The 16,296-nt window shown below is 36.9% G+C and carries 20 protein-coding genes; 3 read left to right on the top strand and 17 right to left on the bottom strand.

What is annotated here, in order from left to right; translation table 11 throughout:
* Positions 1 to 5: 5 nt before the first annotated feature.
* The 5 genes from DQM95_RS03185 to DQM95_RS03165 form a co-directional block, all read right to left on the bottom strand.
* The gene (locus tag DQM95_RS03185; RefSeq protein WP_012658058.1) at positions 6 to 524 is read right to left on the bottom strand and encodes a hypothetical protein; all 519 of its coding nucleotides are present in this window, start codon (positions 522 to 524) and stop codon (positions 6 to 8) included.
* Positions 525 to 549: 25 nt separating this feature from the next.
* Positions 550 to 864 (bottom strand): PTS cellobiose transporter subunit IIA, encoded by a 315-nt coding sequence (locus DQM95_RS03180; protein ID WP_012658057.1) that lies wholly within the window; start codon positions 862 to 864, stop codon positions 550 to 552.
* 9 nt (positions 865 to 873) lie between these two features.
* Complete coding sequence (locus DQM95_RS03175) at positions 874 to 2,841, bottom strand: BglG family transcription antiterminator (protein ID WP_037592367.1); 1,968 nt, start codon at positions 2,839 to 2,841, stop codon at positions 874 to 876.
* Between the two features lie 60 nt (positions 2,842 to 2,901).
* Positions 2,902 to 3,219, bottom strand: coding sequence for a PTS cellobiose transporter subunit IIB (locus tag DQM95_RS03170; protein WP_172455904.1), 318 nt, complete (start codon positions 3,217 to 3,219; stop codon positions 2,902 to 2,904).
* A gap of 160 nt (positions 3,220 to 3,379) precedes the next feature.
* Positions 3,380 to 3,715, bottom strand: coding sequence for a hypothetical protein (locus tag DQM95_RS03165; RefSeq protein ID WP_037592368.1), 336 nt, complete (start codon positions 3,713 to 3,715; stop codon positions 3,380 to 3,382).
* Between the two features lie 281 nt (positions 3,716 to 3,996).
* On the opposite strand from DQM95_RS03165, the gene DQM95_RS03160 reads away from it, so the two are divergent.
* The 3 genes from DQM95_RS03160 (at position 3,997) to DQM95_RS03150 (ending at position 6,076) form a co-directional block, all read left to right on the top strand.
* On the top strand, positions 3,997 to 4,659 hold the full coding sequence (locus DQM95_RS03160; RefSeq protein WP_037592369.1) for an NAD(P)H-dependent oxidoreductase: 663 nt from the start codon (positions 3,997 to 3,999) through the stop codon (positions 4,657 to 4,659).
* A gap of 12 nt (positions 4,660 to 4,671) precedes the next feature.
* The gene (gene gloA / locus DQM95_RS03155; RefSeq protein ID WP_037592370.1) at positions 4,672 to 5,049 is read left to right on the top strand and encodes a lactoylglutathione lyase; all 378 of its coding nucleotides are present in this window, start codon (positions 4,672 to 4,674) and stop codon (positions 5,047 to 5,049) included.
* A gap of 100 nt (positions 5,050 to 5,149) precedes the next feature.
* Positions 5,150 to 6,076, top strand: a complete 927-nt coding sequence (locus DQM95_RS03150; protein WP_037592371.1) for a glycosyltransferase family 2 protein — start codon at positions 5,150 to 5,152, stop codon at positions 6,074 to 6,076.
* 28 nt (positions 6,077 to 6,104) lie between these two features.
* Here the strand turns inward: DQM95_RS03150 and smpB are convergent, their stop codons facing one another.
* From smpB to DQM95_RS03080, 12 genes are all read right to left on the bottom strand, one after another.
* Positions 6,105 to 6,572, bottom strand: a complete 468-nt coding sequence (smpB, locus tag DQM95_RS03145; RefSeq protein WP_037592373.1) for an SsrA-binding protein SmpB — start codon at positions 6,570 to 6,572, stop codon at positions 6,105 to 6,107.
* 2 nt (positions 6,573 to 6,574) lie between these two features.
* Positions 6,575 to 8,887, bottom strand: a complete 2,313-nt coding sequence (gene rnr, locus DQM95_RS03140) for a ribonuclease R (protein ID WP_170123121.1) — start codon at positions 8,885 to 8,887, stop codon at positions 6,575 to 6,577.
* Positions 8,888 to 8,967: 80 nt separating this feature from the next.
* Entirely contained in the window at positions 8,968 to 9,204 is a 237-nt protein-coding gene (secG, locus tag DQM95_RS03135) for a preprotein translocase subunit SecG (RefSeq protein ID WP_012658048.1), read from the bottom strand.
* Positions 9,205 to 9,249: 45 nt separating this feature from the next.
* A complete protein-coding gene (rpmG, locus tag DQM95_RS03130; RefSeq protein WP_012658047.1) occupies positions 9,250 to 9,396 on the bottom strand; it encodes a 50S ribosomal protein L33 in 147 nt (48 codons plus the stop codon).
* The gene (locus DQM95_RS03125; protein ID WP_331813044.1) at positions 9,393 to 10,562 is read right to left on the bottom strand and encodes a multidrug efflux MFS transporter; all 1,170 of its coding nucleotides are present in this window, start codon (positions 10,560 to 10,562) and stop codon (positions 9,393 to 9,395) included. Before DQM95_RS03125 ends, rpmG begins: the two co-directional genes overlap by 4 nt.
* Before the next feature lie 125 nt (positions 10,563 to 10,687).
* Complete coding sequence (locus DQM95_RS03120; RefSeq protein WP_012658045.1) at positions 10,688 to 12,187, bottom strand: helicase HerA-like domain-containing protein; 1,500 nt, start codon at positions 12,185 to 12,187, stop codon at positions 10,688 to 10,690.
* Positions 12,188 to 12,298: 111 nt separating this feature from the next.
* A complete protein-coding gene (gene yczE / locus DQM95_RS03115; protein ID WP_037592376.1) occupies positions 12,299 to 12,949 on the bottom strand; it encodes a membrane protein YczE in 651 nt (216 codons plus the stop codon).
* 9 nt (positions 12,950 to 12,958) lie between these two features.
* The gene (gene coaE / locus DQM95_RS03110) at positions 12,959 to 13,546 is read right to left on the bottom strand and encodes a dephospho-CoA kinase (RefSeq protein WP_012658043.1); all 588 of its coding nucleotides are present in this window, start codon (positions 13,544 to 13,546) and stop codon (positions 12,959 to 12,961) included.
* Positions 13,543 to 14,364: a DNA-formamidopyrimidine glycosylase gene (mutM, locus tag DQM95_RS03105; RefSeq protein WP_037592377.1), complete on the bottom strand. Its 822-nt coding sequence runs from the start codon at positions 14,362 to 14,364 to the stop codon at positions 13,543 to 13,545. Before mutM ends, coaE begins: the two co-directional genes overlap by 4 nt.
* A gap of 179 nt (positions 14,365 to 14,543) precedes the next feature.
* Complete coding sequence (locus DQM95_RS03100) at positions 14,544 to 14,843, bottom strand: bacteriocin immunity protein (RefSeq protein WP_037592378.1); 300 nt, start codon at positions 14,841 to 14,843, stop codon at positions 14,544 to 14,546.
* Positions 14,844 to 15,665: 822 nt separating this feature from the next.
* On the bottom strand, positions 15,666 to 15,986 hold the full coding sequence (locus tag DQM95_RS03085) for a bacteriocin immunity protein (RefSeq protein WP_111686028.1): 321 nt from the start codon (positions 15,984 to 15,986) through the stop codon (positions 15,666 to 15,668).
* A 75-nt stretch (positions 15,987 to 16,061) separates the two neighbouring features.
* Complete coding sequence (locus DQM95_RS03080; protein WP_012658038.1) at positions 16,062 to 16,289, bottom strand: bacteriocin; 228 nt, start codon at positions 16,287 to 16,289, stop codon at positions 16,062 to 16,064.
* Positions 16,290 to 16,296: the final 7 nt, after the last annotated feature.

Genomic DNA, 16,296 nt, shown 5'->3' with positions numbered 1-16,296 from the left:
TTACATTAATAATGTTTGCCAAGTTTGAGTGATGCTAAATAACGGTTAATACGAACGTATTGACGGTCTTTATTTGCATCAATGCGGTATATTTTAACTAACATCCATAATGATAAGAGCATTCCAATAGTTAATAACGTTATGATAACAATCAGACTAGCTTGACTCTCATTGAAAAATGGATATAAAAAGTGAGATTGACCTGTCAATGCCAAAATCATTAAACAACTGTTTACCGCAATCGTTGTTTTGAAAAATAATTTGCTAACTTTTGCTTCTTTTTGCTCTGTTGTAAACATTCTAAACTGTTCCCACATGGCAAATCCTGCAAAAGCTCCTAATAAAATTGGAAGAAAAGCAACTGCTGAAGCTTTTGATAAATAAAGCATAATTGCCCAATAAAGATTGACAAAGAAGAAAAATGTGACGACATATCGAACCATAAAATAACGTGTATAGTACATTGTCTTAATCGCATTTGTTTTACGTAGTGTTTCCACTCTTTCTTTTTCTGCTCTGTTCATCTAAAAACTCCTTTTGCTTAAATCCTTATTGTACTTTTTTATACAGTTCCAACATTTCTAAGGCTACTTCTCTAAGTGTCATGGTTGTCATCAAGTGATCTTGCGCATGTACCATAATAATTTCAATTTTGATTTCAGTTCCACCTGCGTATTCTTGCAAGAGATGTGTTTGTGCTTTATGCGCTAAAAGTAATTCTTCGTTAGCAGACTCTAGTAATTCCGCTGCTTTGTCATAGTTGCCTTCGCGCATTGCTGCAAATGCTTCATGAACTGTTGTTCTAGAATTGCCACTGTTTAAAATAATTTCAAAAGCAGCCATTTGTAATTCATCTGTTGTCATTCTATTCTCCTATTTCATGTCTAATATTATGTTTTTAAATTCATCAAAAGTTTGAGATTTGATAATAGCTTCTTTTGCTTGTGGGTTTTCTGTTAAATCTACCATTAATTTGGTCATACTTGCTAGACCGTCATTCTTGTAAATGGATGGGGAAACAAGAAAGATAATCTTAATGGCGTTAAATCCTTCTTCCCAATCGACACCATCAGGAACGATAGCTACCCCAATTTTCCCTTCCTTATCAATGGCTTTTAGTGGATGAGGCACAGCGATTTCTTGATCAAAAATAACCGTACTCATGGATTCCCTATTAGCAATTAAGTCAAGCATGGAAACTTGGTATTCCTCACAATCACCATCATCTAATAAAGCGACTAGTTTGGAAAGAACTGTTTTTTTATCGCTTTTTTCTAAAATGATAAAGCGATCTTTTGAGAAATAACGACTGAAGCTAGATTGGTCTGATAAGGAACCTGATTCCTTTTGACTTCTATGGTGTTTTGACTCTAAATGAAGTAAGCCGTCTTTAATCATTTGAACTTCTTCATCCTTTAGAAAAACACTAACTGTAAAGACAGGGACTGAAAAGACCAAATTCGATAAATCAATCGTCGAGATAATCAAATCAATACCTTCCAGTCTGGCATCGGTAATATCATAATAGCCGACCAAATTGACGATATTTAACTGTCTTCCCAACTCATTTTCCAAACGCATACGTAACATTTGTGCACTACCATAACCCGTCGCACAAATAACCAAAGCATTCATCTTATTGTTTTGATAAAAACGCTCAATGCCTGCTAAAAGGTGTAAGGTCACATAGGCAATTTCATCATCTGATAAGTGAAAATCTTTAAAGTAATTAAGATGACTCATTAAACTTCTGGAAATCACAAAAGCTTCCTTATATTGCGACTGAATGTCATCTAAAAGTGGATTATCCAAACGGACATTATTTTTAACACGTTCCAGGAGCACTTCTAGGTGTTTAAGTAACCCTTCAATAAAAGTGAAATCTTGTGCAAATTGGTAACCATAATGCAAATCAATCTCGGCTGCCGCTTCTGACAAATCTTGTCTTAAACTAATCCGTTCGAGGGACTCTGAATTATCAGTATGAATGCTCTCCGAAATCAAATGTAAAGCAATGTAGTTAATTTCTTCCGTTGGAAAATCTGTTCCAGTCACATATTCCACACGTCTAAGTATATTAGTGGCTACTAAAATTTCTGTTTTGAATTTTTTTTCATCAATGCTTAATTGAGAAATTTTAAATCCGTCATTAACTCGAGAAATAGCTAAAGCAATATGGACAATTAAATTTTGAATAACAAAGTCAGATAGTTTCAAAGACTGACTACGGCATTCATCTAAAACAATAATGGTTAATTCTTCAAAACTAATGGGTAACTTGAAGAAATCATCCCCAACATACTGATGAATATTTTTTAAGAAATTGCCACTAAAGAAGTAATCCATAATGAAGTGGCGCTTATTATGTTCAGCGCCACTCACATAGACACCCTTATTTGCTCTGCTTTCAATCTTTAAATCATAGCGAGCCAATTCATGTCGAATTTTTTTAAAATCTGAGGATAATGTTGATCTACTGACATATAATTGATCCATTAAATCATCAAAGAAAATCTCTTTCTGTTCAAAGATAAGCTGGTTAATGATGAAATTATGACGATCGTTAATGTCAATATTTTCAGTACCTAAACGAATGTTATTATCCGAAATCAAATTAAGATAGACAGATTCATTGGCTAAGTCCAACTGATACCCATATCCCTGCTTTGAGATGATTTCTAGCCCTTCCTTCTTTTCAATAAATGAAATCAAGGTTTTAATGTAAGTTCTAACAGTCCTATCCGAACAAGATAGATGTTCTGCCAACTCCTTACTCGTGACAAAATTTCCTCTATTTAAGTACAGGTATTGTAAGATAAGTTTTTCTTTTTGTCCCAACATCTGTTGTCTCCTTTTTGAAAAAGTCCTATCTCCATTATACTAAATTTTCAAAAAATTAAATTAGATGTTTTCTTTAACAAGTGTAGCCATTTTTTCAATTCCCATTGGGATTGGAATATAAGCTTGAGGTGGGATTTGAACAACTGGTTTGCCAACTTTTTCACCTGCATCTGCAAATTGTTTGAAGTGCATTTTTGTTTGAGGACTTACTAAATATAAATCATATTCAGAAGATGCGATGCGTTTTGCTCCTTCTGGAACACCTACGGCATTCATTTCAACTTCAACACCTTGTTCCGCAAGCAAAGTTTGAGTTTTTTTAGCAATGAGTGATGATGACATGCCTCCGGCACAGATGATTAACGCTTTAGTCATTATGACTGCCTCCTAATGTTTATTTATTTTGTTTACATTTTAATTATATGTGTATACGCTTTCAATTTCAACACACACTATTTCCGTAATGATGCGGAAATTGGAAAGTTGACAAAAAATTTTTCCCTATTAAAAAAGCAATTACCCCCTTTGGTAATTGCTTTTAGACTAATTCTAATTGGTGTTCAATCTGTTCTGTAATGACAAACACTTGGCTTAAGGTCAATCGGTATTCCCTCATCAATAATTCTTTAACCTTAATATCAGTCAAGTGTGTTCTTATGGTATAAATTCCTTTTTCGGGATTTTCGGAAAGTATTGTCACTTTATTTTTCAGATTACTGTTATCATTTAGATCAATGGTGTGATTGACCTGTTCAAAATAAACAAGGTATTGGTGATCACTCATCTGGCTACTTCTTCTTTTTATCCCAATTAATAAGGAGATAAAAATTATGAACAGAAAAAATGTTGATACAATCAATAAGACTTCTAACATCATATGTCTCCTTTATAAAGAATGTCTTGCCTTTCGTAAAAGCATTATACCCTCATATGTAAGCGTTGTCAATACTTTTCTGATATTTTCCTATTTAAGAGCCTTGCTGTGATTTGTGAATGCTTACTCCTCTGGCATGTTTTTTCAACTATAGCCCCGAATAAGGGCACCAATGCTTAAGCAATCTGATATTTGATGACAGGATTTTCAAGAAGAGTTTTTGTTTTCCGCTTAGCTTTGTGCTATCATAAAAGTATCAGAAACAGGGAGGATATTCACATATGGACGATATCAGAAAACGCATTCATGATGCTTATTATTTCCGGACTGCTGTTCGTGTTTATAATGATCAGAAAATTTCCGATGACGATTTGAATCTTTTACTGGATGGGGCATGGCGTAGTCCCTCTTCCGTTGGTTTGGAAGGCTGGCGATTTGTTGTTTTGGAAAATCAAGACATTAAATCCGAAATTAAAGAAGTGGCATGGGGTGCTCAATATCAATTAGAAACAGCTAGTCACTTCATTTTACTCCTAGCAGAAAAAAACGCTCGTTATGACGGCCAATCACATCTGGATAGTTTGATTCGTAGGGGCATCACAGATGAAGATGGGTTAAAAAGCCGTTTGAAAACCTATGAGGAATTTCAAAAACGTGATATGGATATGGCAGACAATCCACGCGCTTTGTTTGACTGGACAGCTAAGCAAACTTACATTGCACTTGGAAGCATGATGACCAATGCTGCTCTCATGGGCATTGATTCCTGTCCTATTGAAGGCTTTGACTATCAAAAAGTTGATGACATTCTGGCGAAACATGGTGTGATTGACCCTGAGAAAGAAGGCATTGCTAGCATGTTATCACTTGGATATCGTCTCAGAGATCCTCGTCATCCACAAACGCGCAAAGCTCGCGAAGATGTTATTTCAATTGTTAAATAAAAGGAGTCCTAAATGAAAGCTTTACATACTTGTATCCGTGTTAAAAATTTAGAAGAATCCCTAGCATTCTACACCACTGCTTTTCCTTTTAAGGAAACGCGACGACGTGATTTCCCAGATAGTAAATTTACACTTGTCTATCTTGCTCTTGAAGGTGAAGACTACGAATTAGAACTTACTTATAACTATGGTCATGAGGCCTACGACTTAGGTAATGGCTATGGCCATATTGCGATTGGTTCAGAAGATTTCCAAGCTGATTATGACAAACATGTCCAAGCAGGCTATTCTGTGACTGATATAAAAGGTTTAACAGACAAATCGGCACGCTATTACTTTATCCAAGATCCAGATGGCTATAAAATTGAAGTGATCGACTTGAATAGATAATGACAACTATTAGGAGAGGCTTCGGTCTCTCCTTTTCTTTTCATTCAAGACCTTTTTATGTTACAATTTGTCAATAGACAAAAAAGATGAAAGTGCGACTATGAAATTATTATCAATCATTGTTCCCTGTTTTAACGAGGAAGAAACAATACCGATTTTTTTTAAACAGATGCAGGTCATCGAGCATGCCATGACACAAGACTTAACTTTTGAGTATATTTTTATTGATGATGGATCAAAAGACAAGACTCTAGACATTCTAAGACAATTACATGCAAATCATGCCAATGTTCACTACCTTTCTTTTTCAAGAAATTTTGGGAAAGAAGCTGGGCTATTAGCCGGGTTAGAGGAAGCAAAAGGAGATTACATTACCGTTATGGATGCTGATTTACAGGATCCACCAGAATTAATTCCAATGATGTATGCACAATTGCAAAAAGGTTATGACGTGGTTGGTACGCGAAGAATCAACCGCAAAGGGGAACCCTTTATTAGGTCTATCTGCTCAAAACTGTTTTATTACCTTATTGCAAAAATATCAGACACTGAAATGATCGATGGGGTTCGAGATTTCCGCTTGATGACCCGACAGGTCCTTGAAAGCATTCTGGAACTTGGGGAAGTAAATCGCTTTTCAAAAGGTATTTTCTCCTGGGTTGGTTTCAAAACGACTTATATCAGTTATGATAACCGTGAACGGCAAAAGGGCAAAACATCATGGCATTTTTTTGACTTAATCCGCTATTCTTTAGATGGCTTTATCAATTTCTCGGAAGTACCACTCGCACTAGCAACCTGGGTAGGCACCCTTAGCTTTCTTCTTTCCCTATTAGCCATCATCTTTATTGTTGTCCGTAAGCTCCTCTTTGATGACCCTGTATCTGGCTGGGCTAGTACAGTTTCCATTATCTTATTTATGGGGGGAATTCAACTTTTCTGCATGGGGATTATTGGTAAATACATCTCAAAAATATTCTTAGAAACTAAAAAAAGACCTGTCTATATCGTTAAAGAAAAAAAATAGAGTTCCCAAAATGAATTGGGAGCTCTTTTTAGCGTGCATTAATGCTTTTCATCACTCGTTTAATGTCACGGTCTTGTTCGCGTCGTTTTATTGACTCACGTTTATCATAATCATGTTTACCTTTCGCTAAACCTAGTAAGATTTTGGCAAAACCATCTTTTAGGTAAACTTTTAAGGGAATCAGGGTCATCCCTGTCCCTTTCAATTCATTTGCAAGATGGTTAATTTCACGTTTTTTGAGCAATAGTTTTCGTGTTCTCTCAGGATCTGCATTCCAGATATTCCCTTGCTCAAATGGGGCAATGTGAACATTTATTAACCAAGCTTCACCATTTTTAATCTGTGCAAAGCCATCCTTTAGTTGAATGCGGGCAGCTCGGACACTTTTAATTTCAGTCCCTGTTAACACAATCCCCGCTTCAATAGTCTCAACGATATGATAGTCATGGCTAGCCTTCTTATTTTGTGCGAGTAAATTACCTTCGCCTTTTGCCATACTTAACTCCTTTTACGACTTTTCTTTTTTGCGACATCTTTGTAAAAAGGTTTTCTTGATTTTCTTTTTTTAGAACCTGCTTTCTCCTCTTGTTCGGTTTTAGGAGTTTTTTTCTGATGTCGTGGTCCTTTATGATTATGAGCTTTAGATTTCGTCTCTTTGCTCACTTTCTCAATCACATCAAATTCACTCGGTAGATACTCAAAGTCAATATCGCCTGTTTCTTTATCTGCCTTTGTTAATTTAACCCGAATTGCTTGACCAACTTTAAAGACTTTTCCAGATTTTTCACCTTGAAGAGTCATTGTTCTTTCATTATATTGATAATATTCTGGTAAGCTAGTGATGTGAATTAGTCCCTCTATGGTATTTGGCAATTCAACAAAGAGTCCAAATTTGACAACACTAGCAACAATACCGTCAAATTCATCACCAACATATTCTTCCATATATTCCGCTTTTTTCATTGCCTCTACTACACGTTCCGCATCGATGGCACGTCTTTCCAAACGAGATGATGATGATGCTAACTCAGGGATAACTTGTGCAAAGTGATCACGTTTATCCTCAGTAGCTTGTGTGTAGTCACGAATCATACGATGAACCAATAAGTCCGGATAGCGACGAATCGGACTCGTGAAATGGGTATAGTATTCAGCAGCTAAACCATAGTGACCATGATTATTTTCAGAGTAACGGGCTTGTTGCATTGACCTTAATAACATCATATTAAGAACCTCCGCACCAGGTTTCCCTTCTACTTTAGCCATAAAGTTTTGCAAGGCTTCTTGGGTAATTTTATTGGCAGATCCCTGAATTTGAATGCCAAAAACACTAGCATAATCAATGAATTTTTGCAGTTTCTCAGCTTTAGGTTCTTCATGGATACGGTATATGAATGGAAGCTTAGCTTTGGCAAAATGTTCTGCCACACACTCATTTGCTGCCAACATGAAGGACTCTATCATCCGCTCTGCAATTCCACGTTGTCGAACAACAATATCAACCGGCATCCCTTTATCATTGACAATGATTCTAGCTTCAGAGGTATCAAAATTGAGCGCCCCTCGTTTGACACGCATCTTTTCTAAAATCTTGTGAAGTTTAACCATATGTTCCACTGATTCAGCTATTGCAGCATAAGTTTCAAGGCTTTCCTGATCTCCAGCAATCATGTCATTAACGGCACTGTAAGTCATCCGATATGTCGTCTTAATCACAGACTGACAAATTTGGTGATTAAGGACACGTCCATTGGAATCAATTTCCATAATGGCAGACTGGGTTAGGCGATCCACATTAGGATTTAATGAGCAAATGCCATTAGATAAACGTTCTGGCAGCATTGGTACCACACGGTCTGTAACGTAGACTGAGGTCCCACGTGCCACCGCTTCGCGGTCCAAGGCTGAGCCTTCAGTGACATAATAAGAAACATCCGCAATATGAACCCCTAATTCATAGTTGCCGTTGCCCAAAGGCTTGATATGGATTGCGTCATCTAAGTCTTTTGCATCAGCGCCATCAATTGTAAAGGTTATTTCTTGACGTAAATCGACGCGACCGATTAAGTCTTTGGAGCTTGGAGAATCGGAAATCGCATTAGCTTCAGCAAGAACATCATCAGGAAATTCTGAGACTATGTCCATGGATTCTAAAACTTCCAATACATCAATACCGACATCCCCTTGATGTCCCACAATATCACGGACATTTCCAACAAAATAATCATGTCCTCGAGTTGGGTATTTTTCAATATCAACTTTGATAATTTCAGTTCCATCTAAGAGTACAGGTTCCTTTTTGATGTAAATCTTCTGTTGTATTTTTTGATTTTTAGACTTAATATACCCAGCATATTTAGGCTTTTCATCATCTAAAATAAATTTTCCGACAACTGTTTGAAGGGATCTCTCAACAATGCCAACGACTTTTGCCTCGGCTGCTGTCCCTTTTAGTCGGTCACCTGTTTTTTTGACAATAACCTCAACTGTATCACCATCAATGGCATATCCAACATCATTGCGACCTATAAACATGTCGTCTTCATCATCATTGACATGTAAAAAACCAAAGCCTGCCTTGTTTGCTCGGAAAACGCCTTGTATAGTAATCTCTTTTTTTTCTTCCTTCGGCTTTCGAAGTGCAATCGTACCGTCATCTGAAAAGCGCAACAACCTTTTGCTTTCCATTTGGGAAATTTCTTTAATTAAGCTTGGAAACTTTTTAGCTCCAGCCATATCTAAAGCAGCAGCAATCGTATTGATATCCGATTTTCCATGTTCCTTTAGATACTGAATAATGTTTTCTCTCATAATACCTTTTTTCTATTTCTGTCAATATAGGGAGTCTATCATAAAAAAATGAGCTAGACTAACTCTGTCAAGCTCACTCCTTATTTACTTGATAATACGGCAAGCACAAGTGCAATAGCTAGCCAGAAAAATACTAGAATTGCTGTAAAGCGTTGCATGAATGCTTCAAAACCACGAGCTTTGGTACGCTCAAATAAGGCTTCTGAACCACTGCTATCAAAAACATTACTGCTTGGATTTTTTTGAGGTTGCAAAAAGATTGCAATCACAAGTAAAACTGATAAAACAAGCAATACTGTCAGTAGTAAGTTGTACATATTCTTTCCTCCACTATAGTCTCAATCATTCTAACATAAATCCCTTTAAGATTCAACATGTAGGGTTACTTTTCTCTCTTTTGGACAGTACTTAGGAACCTTGATTTTATCAGGATGTGTCGTTTTATTTTTACTGGTCAGGTAGTTTTTACTACCACATTCACTACACTTTAAATTGATTTTTACTCTCACGCAATTTCCCTAACTTTAAGATATTTTCTAAAATTAATCATACACCAGATTAGATTGATAAAGACAATGGCACTTGTTACAAAAAAGACCGAACGATAGCCAAAGAGGATGGCCACATTAGAACCAATAAAAGGACCTATTACTTGACCAATATTCATAAACATTTGATTAAAGGAGAATATTCTGGAAATGCCTTCTCTTGGCGTCATACGTGTTAATAGGGAATTAATACTTGGCATCAAAGCCCCCACACCAAATCCATAGGCAAAACGTAACACTCCTAATTGGATACTAGTTGTAGCTAAGGCACTAAAGAAATACATGATAAAACTATAAGCTAAAGCCAGTAATAACATCCTATGATTGCCAATCTTATCCCCAAGTTTTCCCAAAGTAGAACTACTTAGAAGGCTCGAAACTCCCATTGCAGAAACAATGAGACCAGATATAAGCATCAAGTTATGAACTTGTCCTAAATGACGAATGTACAGAGGTAAAATCGGGGCAATAGATTGGGCTGAAATCTGAATAATCATACTTGTGACAAAAAGACTAAGCATGATTTTCCGACTCTTAACCTGCTTTAAAATAAGACGCGTCGGAACAACCTCCGCTTTATTGACCGGTTCAAAATCTTCTTTGACAAAGTAAACCGTTAAAAACGTACACAGTAAGAGGATAAGACCAACCAAAAGGAAGACTAAACGAATGCCTAACATTTCGGCCAACACTCCGCCAATTAAGGGACCAATTAGCATACCTGCCGTAACACCAGTTCCCAAGGTCCCCAGAGCATAGCCTGACTTATCTCGAGGCACTTGACTGGCAATCAAAGCTGTTGAGTTAGGCACATAGCCAGCAAAAATACCATTTAGAAGTCTTAGGACTAATAACCATTGGACATTTGGGATAAAGGCTAAGCCCCCCATTGTGAAAGTCATCATCAAACTAGCTCGAATCATCATTGGTTTTCGACCATAGCGATCGGCCAAACGGCCCCATATCGGCGCAAAAACAGCCGAAGCAAAGGCAGAAATAGCAACAGCTAGTCCGGCATACCACTCAACTTGATTCTTAGCGACACCAAGTTCTTCAACATATAGAGCCATAAATGGCATGACAAGCGAAAAGCTTGCCCCAGTAAAAAAGGTACCGAGCCAAGCCACTTTCAAATTTTGTTTCCAATTTACTTTTGTTACTACATTTTTACTAATAGGACATCACTTCTTTCAAAACTGCTCCGACCATTATAACACATTTTCAACAAAAGTGATAAGGAAAGGGTAACAGCTTATTTCCGTAATGAACCAAGCAAACCTCTCACCAACTCACGGCCAATGGTACGAACAGTCGTACTGATAAAGGCGTCAGTTGCTTTTTCGACAACTGTTTTACGTGGACGACCCATAGAACGACGCGCTTGGCGGTCAGCGGCTTCTCGTTCTTTAGCAGCTTCTTTGGCTGCTTTTTCTTGTTCAAGTCTCAATGCCTCTTCTTGAGCAGCTTTTTCTTCTCCCAAAACTTTTTGGGCTAATTTTTCAAAAGCAGATTCTCTGTCAATGGCTTGACCATATTTACTTGCAAAAGGTGATGATTGAACTAATGTTTGTAACTCCCCATCCGTTAATTGTTCAAAACTGCTTCTAGGTGGCATGATATAAGCACGCTCAACAACACTTGGCTGACCTTTTTCATTTAAAACAGAGATTAAAGCTTCACCAACTTCCAATTCCGTAATCACAGTAGCCACATCTAAATCTGGGTTTTGTCTGAAAGTATCAGCCGCTACGCGAACTGCCTTTTGCTCTTTAGGCGTATAAGCTCTAAGGGCATGTTGAATACGATTCCCTAATTGAGCCAAAACAGTTTCCGGTAAATCAAGTGGGTTTTGTGTCACAAAGAAAATACCAACGCCCTTAGAACGGATTAAACGGACAATTTGTTCGACTTTTTCCAAAAATACTTTGGGAGCATCTTTAAATAGTAAATGCGCTTCATCAAAGAAGAAGACCATTTTAGGCTTATCAAGATCACCAACTTCTGGAAGTAACTCATAAAGTTCTGAAAGCATCCAAAGTAAAAAAGTGGTATATAAGGTTGGTGAATTAAAGAGTTTGGTTGCATTTAAGACATTGATTGCCCCTTGTCCACTAGCAACATCCAATTGAATAAAATCCGCAAGATCAAGGGCAGGTTCACCAAAGAAAAGGTCTGCACCTTCTTGTTCCAAGGTCAATAGATTTCTTTGAATTGCCCCAATTGATTGTTTTGCAATATTACCATATTGACCTGAATAGGCACTGGAATGATCAGAAACTTCTTTTAAAATTGCTTGAAGATCTTTTAAATCAATTAAAAGCCAGCCGCGTTCATCAGCAATTTTAAACACAATATTTAAAACACCTGTTTGCGTATCATTCAAATCCATTAGTCGGGCTAACATCAATGGACCCATTTCAGAAATCGTCGTACGGACAGGTTGGCCAGCCTCAGAAAACACATCCCAAAGACGAATTGGAAAAGCTTGAGCTTGGTAATCTGAGATTCCCAACTTATCAAGACGGGCTTGTAGTTTTTCAGTCACTTGACCAGCTTTTGCTAGGTTACTTAAATCCCCTTTAATATCGGCTAAAAAAACTGGGATTCCAGAAAGGCTCAACTGTTCTGCTAAGACTTTAAGGGTTACAGTTTTACCTGTACCGGTTGCTCCTGCAATCAAGCCATGACGATTAAGCATATTCAATTGGATATCAACAGGTTGATTTCCTTTCGCAATTGTAACGGTTGCCATTATTACCCTCTTTTCTGTACTTTACAAGATGAAGGTCAGACTTCATTTTGAAACTATAATATTTAAATCAATTATATCATAAACTGGTGAAAATGCTTTCTACTAGCACTGCTAGTTACCTACATTTAAGGCTTTGTAAAACTTGGACAAGAACCATAAGCTCAATTGCATGGCCCAGCCAACTCCAAAAGCAAAACAGAGGGTCCCTATACCTAAGGGGCCTCCAAAAAACCAACCGATGAGAGACACTGTCCCTTCTAGCAATGTACGTACAATAGCTACACGCCAGCCTGTCGCCAAACAAAGCCCAACTAGAAGTCCGTCTCTGGGACCTGCTCCTTTATGAGAGGTTAAATACAAAGCTGAAGCAATACCAACCAGCAAGACACCACTTATTAATAGCGTTACCCTTAAAAGTAAAGATTGTGGCGGTTGAACATGTGATACCACTTCACCGATGACAAAAGCAATAATGAGAATGTTGAGGACCGTCCCTAAGCCAGGCTTGATGTGCAAAGGTACCCATAAGAGCATGATAAGACTACTAATCAATAAAGTCATCCAACCAAGGGGCATACCCGTTGTTTGCGAGAGCCCCAGTGATAGGATTGTCCAAGGGGCAGAACCGAAGTTAGCTAAGACTAAAAAAGATTCCCCTAATCCAAATAGTATTAATCCCAAAACTAAAACCAGAAGAGATACGGGTTCTAAGGACCACAAATGTTTACCCGTCCAAGGTGTCATAGGTATAAAAGATGCCATTTTATCCTCCTATTTTAGTCCTTTTAGAGCCTGATCGAGCTGATCCCTTAAGTCCTGAATAGACCCATTATTATCAATGATGACATCTGCAAACTTTTTCTTTTGGTCCATCGGTAATTGCGTCGCCAAGCGTTTTTCAGCCTGTTCTTTACTGTAATGATTTCTGGACATCAAACGTTGAATTTGCACATCAGGAGACACATAGACCAACCAGATAGCATCAAACCACTCTTGGTAGCCCAACTCAATTAATAAGGGAATATCCATGAAAAAAATAGCCTCTGTAGCAGCTAATGTGTCCTTTGCCTTTGCTAATTCCTCATGAATAATATGATTTTGAATGCTTGATGAGAGTTCCCTGTTTTCTGGACTGGAAAAAATCATCTCCGATAACTTAGGTCTATCCAAATGACCATCAGATGTCAAAATACCCTGACCAAAAGTTTGCACCAAAGCCTCATACAAGCGCCCCCCTTTTGCCTGTAAATCGTGAACCACTTGGTCAGCATCAATAACCTTGAAACCAGCTTCCCTAATGGCTTTCACAAGAGTTGATTTCCCAGAGGCTATTCCTCCTGTAATTCCGATAACCGTCATATTTTTTGACACTTGGGACAAAAATGTGTCCCTCTCCCTCCAACTTTAATTTTCTCAATTTCTGTCCCACAACGTGGACAAGGAGACCCCTTTTGACCATATACCTGCAAATAGTCTTGCATAGAACCATTCATCCCTAGGGTATTTTGATAAGTCCGAATAGTCGAACCACCTTTGTCAACAGCGAAAGCCAAAATGGCAATAGTCTGATCGTAAATCCTCTTTACTTCAGCTTTTTTCAATTCTGATGCTAGCCGCAAAGGGTGAACCTGGGCCGCCCAAAGAACCTCATCCACATAAATATTCCCCAAACCAACTACCAACTTCTGCTCCAAAAGTAAAGGTTTAATTGGCTTTTTGGACAATCGCAGAGCAGCCTCAAAGGCTTTAAGTTTAAAGGCATTTTTCGTCGGCTCAGGACCAAGCTTCCTCTGACTGAAGTACAAATCAAGCCCATCCTGAGCAAGCAGTTCCAGGGTGCCGAATTTACGCACATCCTGATAAACCAAGGTTGAGCCATCTGTGAAATGGAAAAAGAAATGAAAATGCTTATTTTCCGGAATGCCGCCCTCAAAAAGCAAGTACTTCCCCTCCATGCGTAGGTGAGAAACCATCACTAAATCACTGAAATGAAAAATCAAATACTTACCACGGCGACCAATAGAAAGAATTTCTTGCCCCATCAAATCGCCAGCAAAAGTATCAGGATTGGAAACAATCATCTTAGGCACTTTTATAGTCACCGATGCGATTTCTTTCCCAATAATTAAATTTTCCAAGCCACGACGAACTGTCTCAACCTCAGGTAATTCTGGCATGCTTCCTCCTTGTTCAAGTCATTATTTTTTAATCCAAAATGTTGACTAACACTCTTGTTTCTTTAGACATTGATTTCCATCATTACACCTATTATAACATGATAAAAGGAGAGCTGAGTAATGAAAAAGCAAGCCCATAAGTTATGACTTGCCTGTTTTTTGTGAAATAAATATATCATCTAATAACCATAGCGGATATTGGAAATCGCCCGCAATTGTTTCAAATAGTCAGACTCTTGAGAAGTTAAGGAAATCTTATCTTCTTTAAGGACAGAAGCAAGTTTAACATTCATTCGACTGAGAATTAAAGGTACCGAAGTCCCATTTGATTGCAGTTCATCGCGGTATTGACGCAAAACCTTAACAAAACGCTGACTAGGATTATTCCCTTGAGCATGCAAAGCTATCAACAAATCAAGAATTGTCACTGCTTCTTCTTTTCTATCTTTACCAACTGAAAACCATTTTAAATCTGACATAAGCTACTCCTTTAATGGTTTACTATCTTATAAAACCAGAGAATTCATTTCCCAAAATATGATTGATAAAGCGATTAATCACTGCTCTATTAATTAGACAAAACTACCACAAACATTTTTTACTCTTTCATCTGAACATTATTCATACTTAGGATGAATCCAATGGAATAAAAAACAAAAATGATATGAATATAGAATAATAAATTTAAGACATTAGTCTCATTCCAAAGTTCATAAATCAAGAAAAAAAGGTAGAAAATCGAGAAATATTTTGTTTGTCTAATAAATATTGAAAATTTTTGGATAGTTGCCTTTAATGCAAGATAGTGTTTGTCTTTTGGTCTGGACAGGAGAAAACAGACTAATTCAAAAATGACAGCACTAAGAATTAATTTGGTAATTGTCCAAGAATCTGCTTTTAACACATTTCCGAAGACAACTATTAAGATGGTTGACAAACTTATCGGAATAAAAACTTTTAGTTTCACAATTTTCTACCCCACAATTCCTAAGGATCCTAATCCATGCGCAATATTTTTATGTCATTTATTGTAAGAACTTATTTTTTATAAAAGTCATTGACGTGTCTAATCATTACTTCTTATGAGGATATATTTTTGACAGCTAATAGTCTTCGTTCATTGAATAAATTCATCATACTGTTTTCTATATCCTCATAATCCTCAATATGATTGTTATATGTTATTAAAAGTTGTCTTTCTTCTTTAACAACTGAACTAAGGATTAAATTTGCTACATTTATCGACAAATTATTTTTTCTTACTTTCCTAAATTTAGTCGCTATATTTGGGATTGAAATGACTATTTTAATGAATTCATTAAAGAAAAAGCTAACATTTGTAACGTTGCTAATTTCCCCCTAAATTGAGATTGTGATTTTGCAATTAAAAGACTAAAGTCGATTACTGATTTCGGTGCTTGAAATCGATTCTTTAGTAAATAATAAGATAATTCATTACTCAACTCTGCCACTAACTTCAATCGAAAATAAGCTTTGTTTTCTTGATTTAATTTATCATAATAGGTGACGATTAGAGTATTTAGCTCAGGAAAATGTTTTAATTCCGTATCATTACATAATTTTTTAAATTCATTTACTACTAACTCTTCTTTAGTTCCCATTTTATTTCTATACCTGCTATTCATTTTAAGGACTTTCATCTATTTAATTAGTAATACTTTTATAACATAATTTATTTAGGGAATAATCACTCCAAAACCAGGTCTTGGAGCCCAAGGACCATAATTAATCCAACCATTTCCAATAACTTGACCTGTATATCCCCAAAGTTCTTTATAATCGACCGAACATTTAGCTTTTCCATTTTTATCAACACAATAAATACCTGGTGCAACATTTGTTCCTCCAAGAGTCTTTTTCAGTAACTCCTCATTTAATACCTTAAATTGTTTCATTTTACTCATTCTAAAT

The sequence above is a fragment of the Streptococcus uberis genome, assembly GCF_900475595.1.
GTDB classification, from domain to species: Bacteria; Bacillota; Bacilli; order Lactobacillales; family Streptococcaceae; genus Streptococcus; species Streptococcus uberis.
This window is presented reverse-complemented; position numbering and strand designations above follow the sequence as displayed.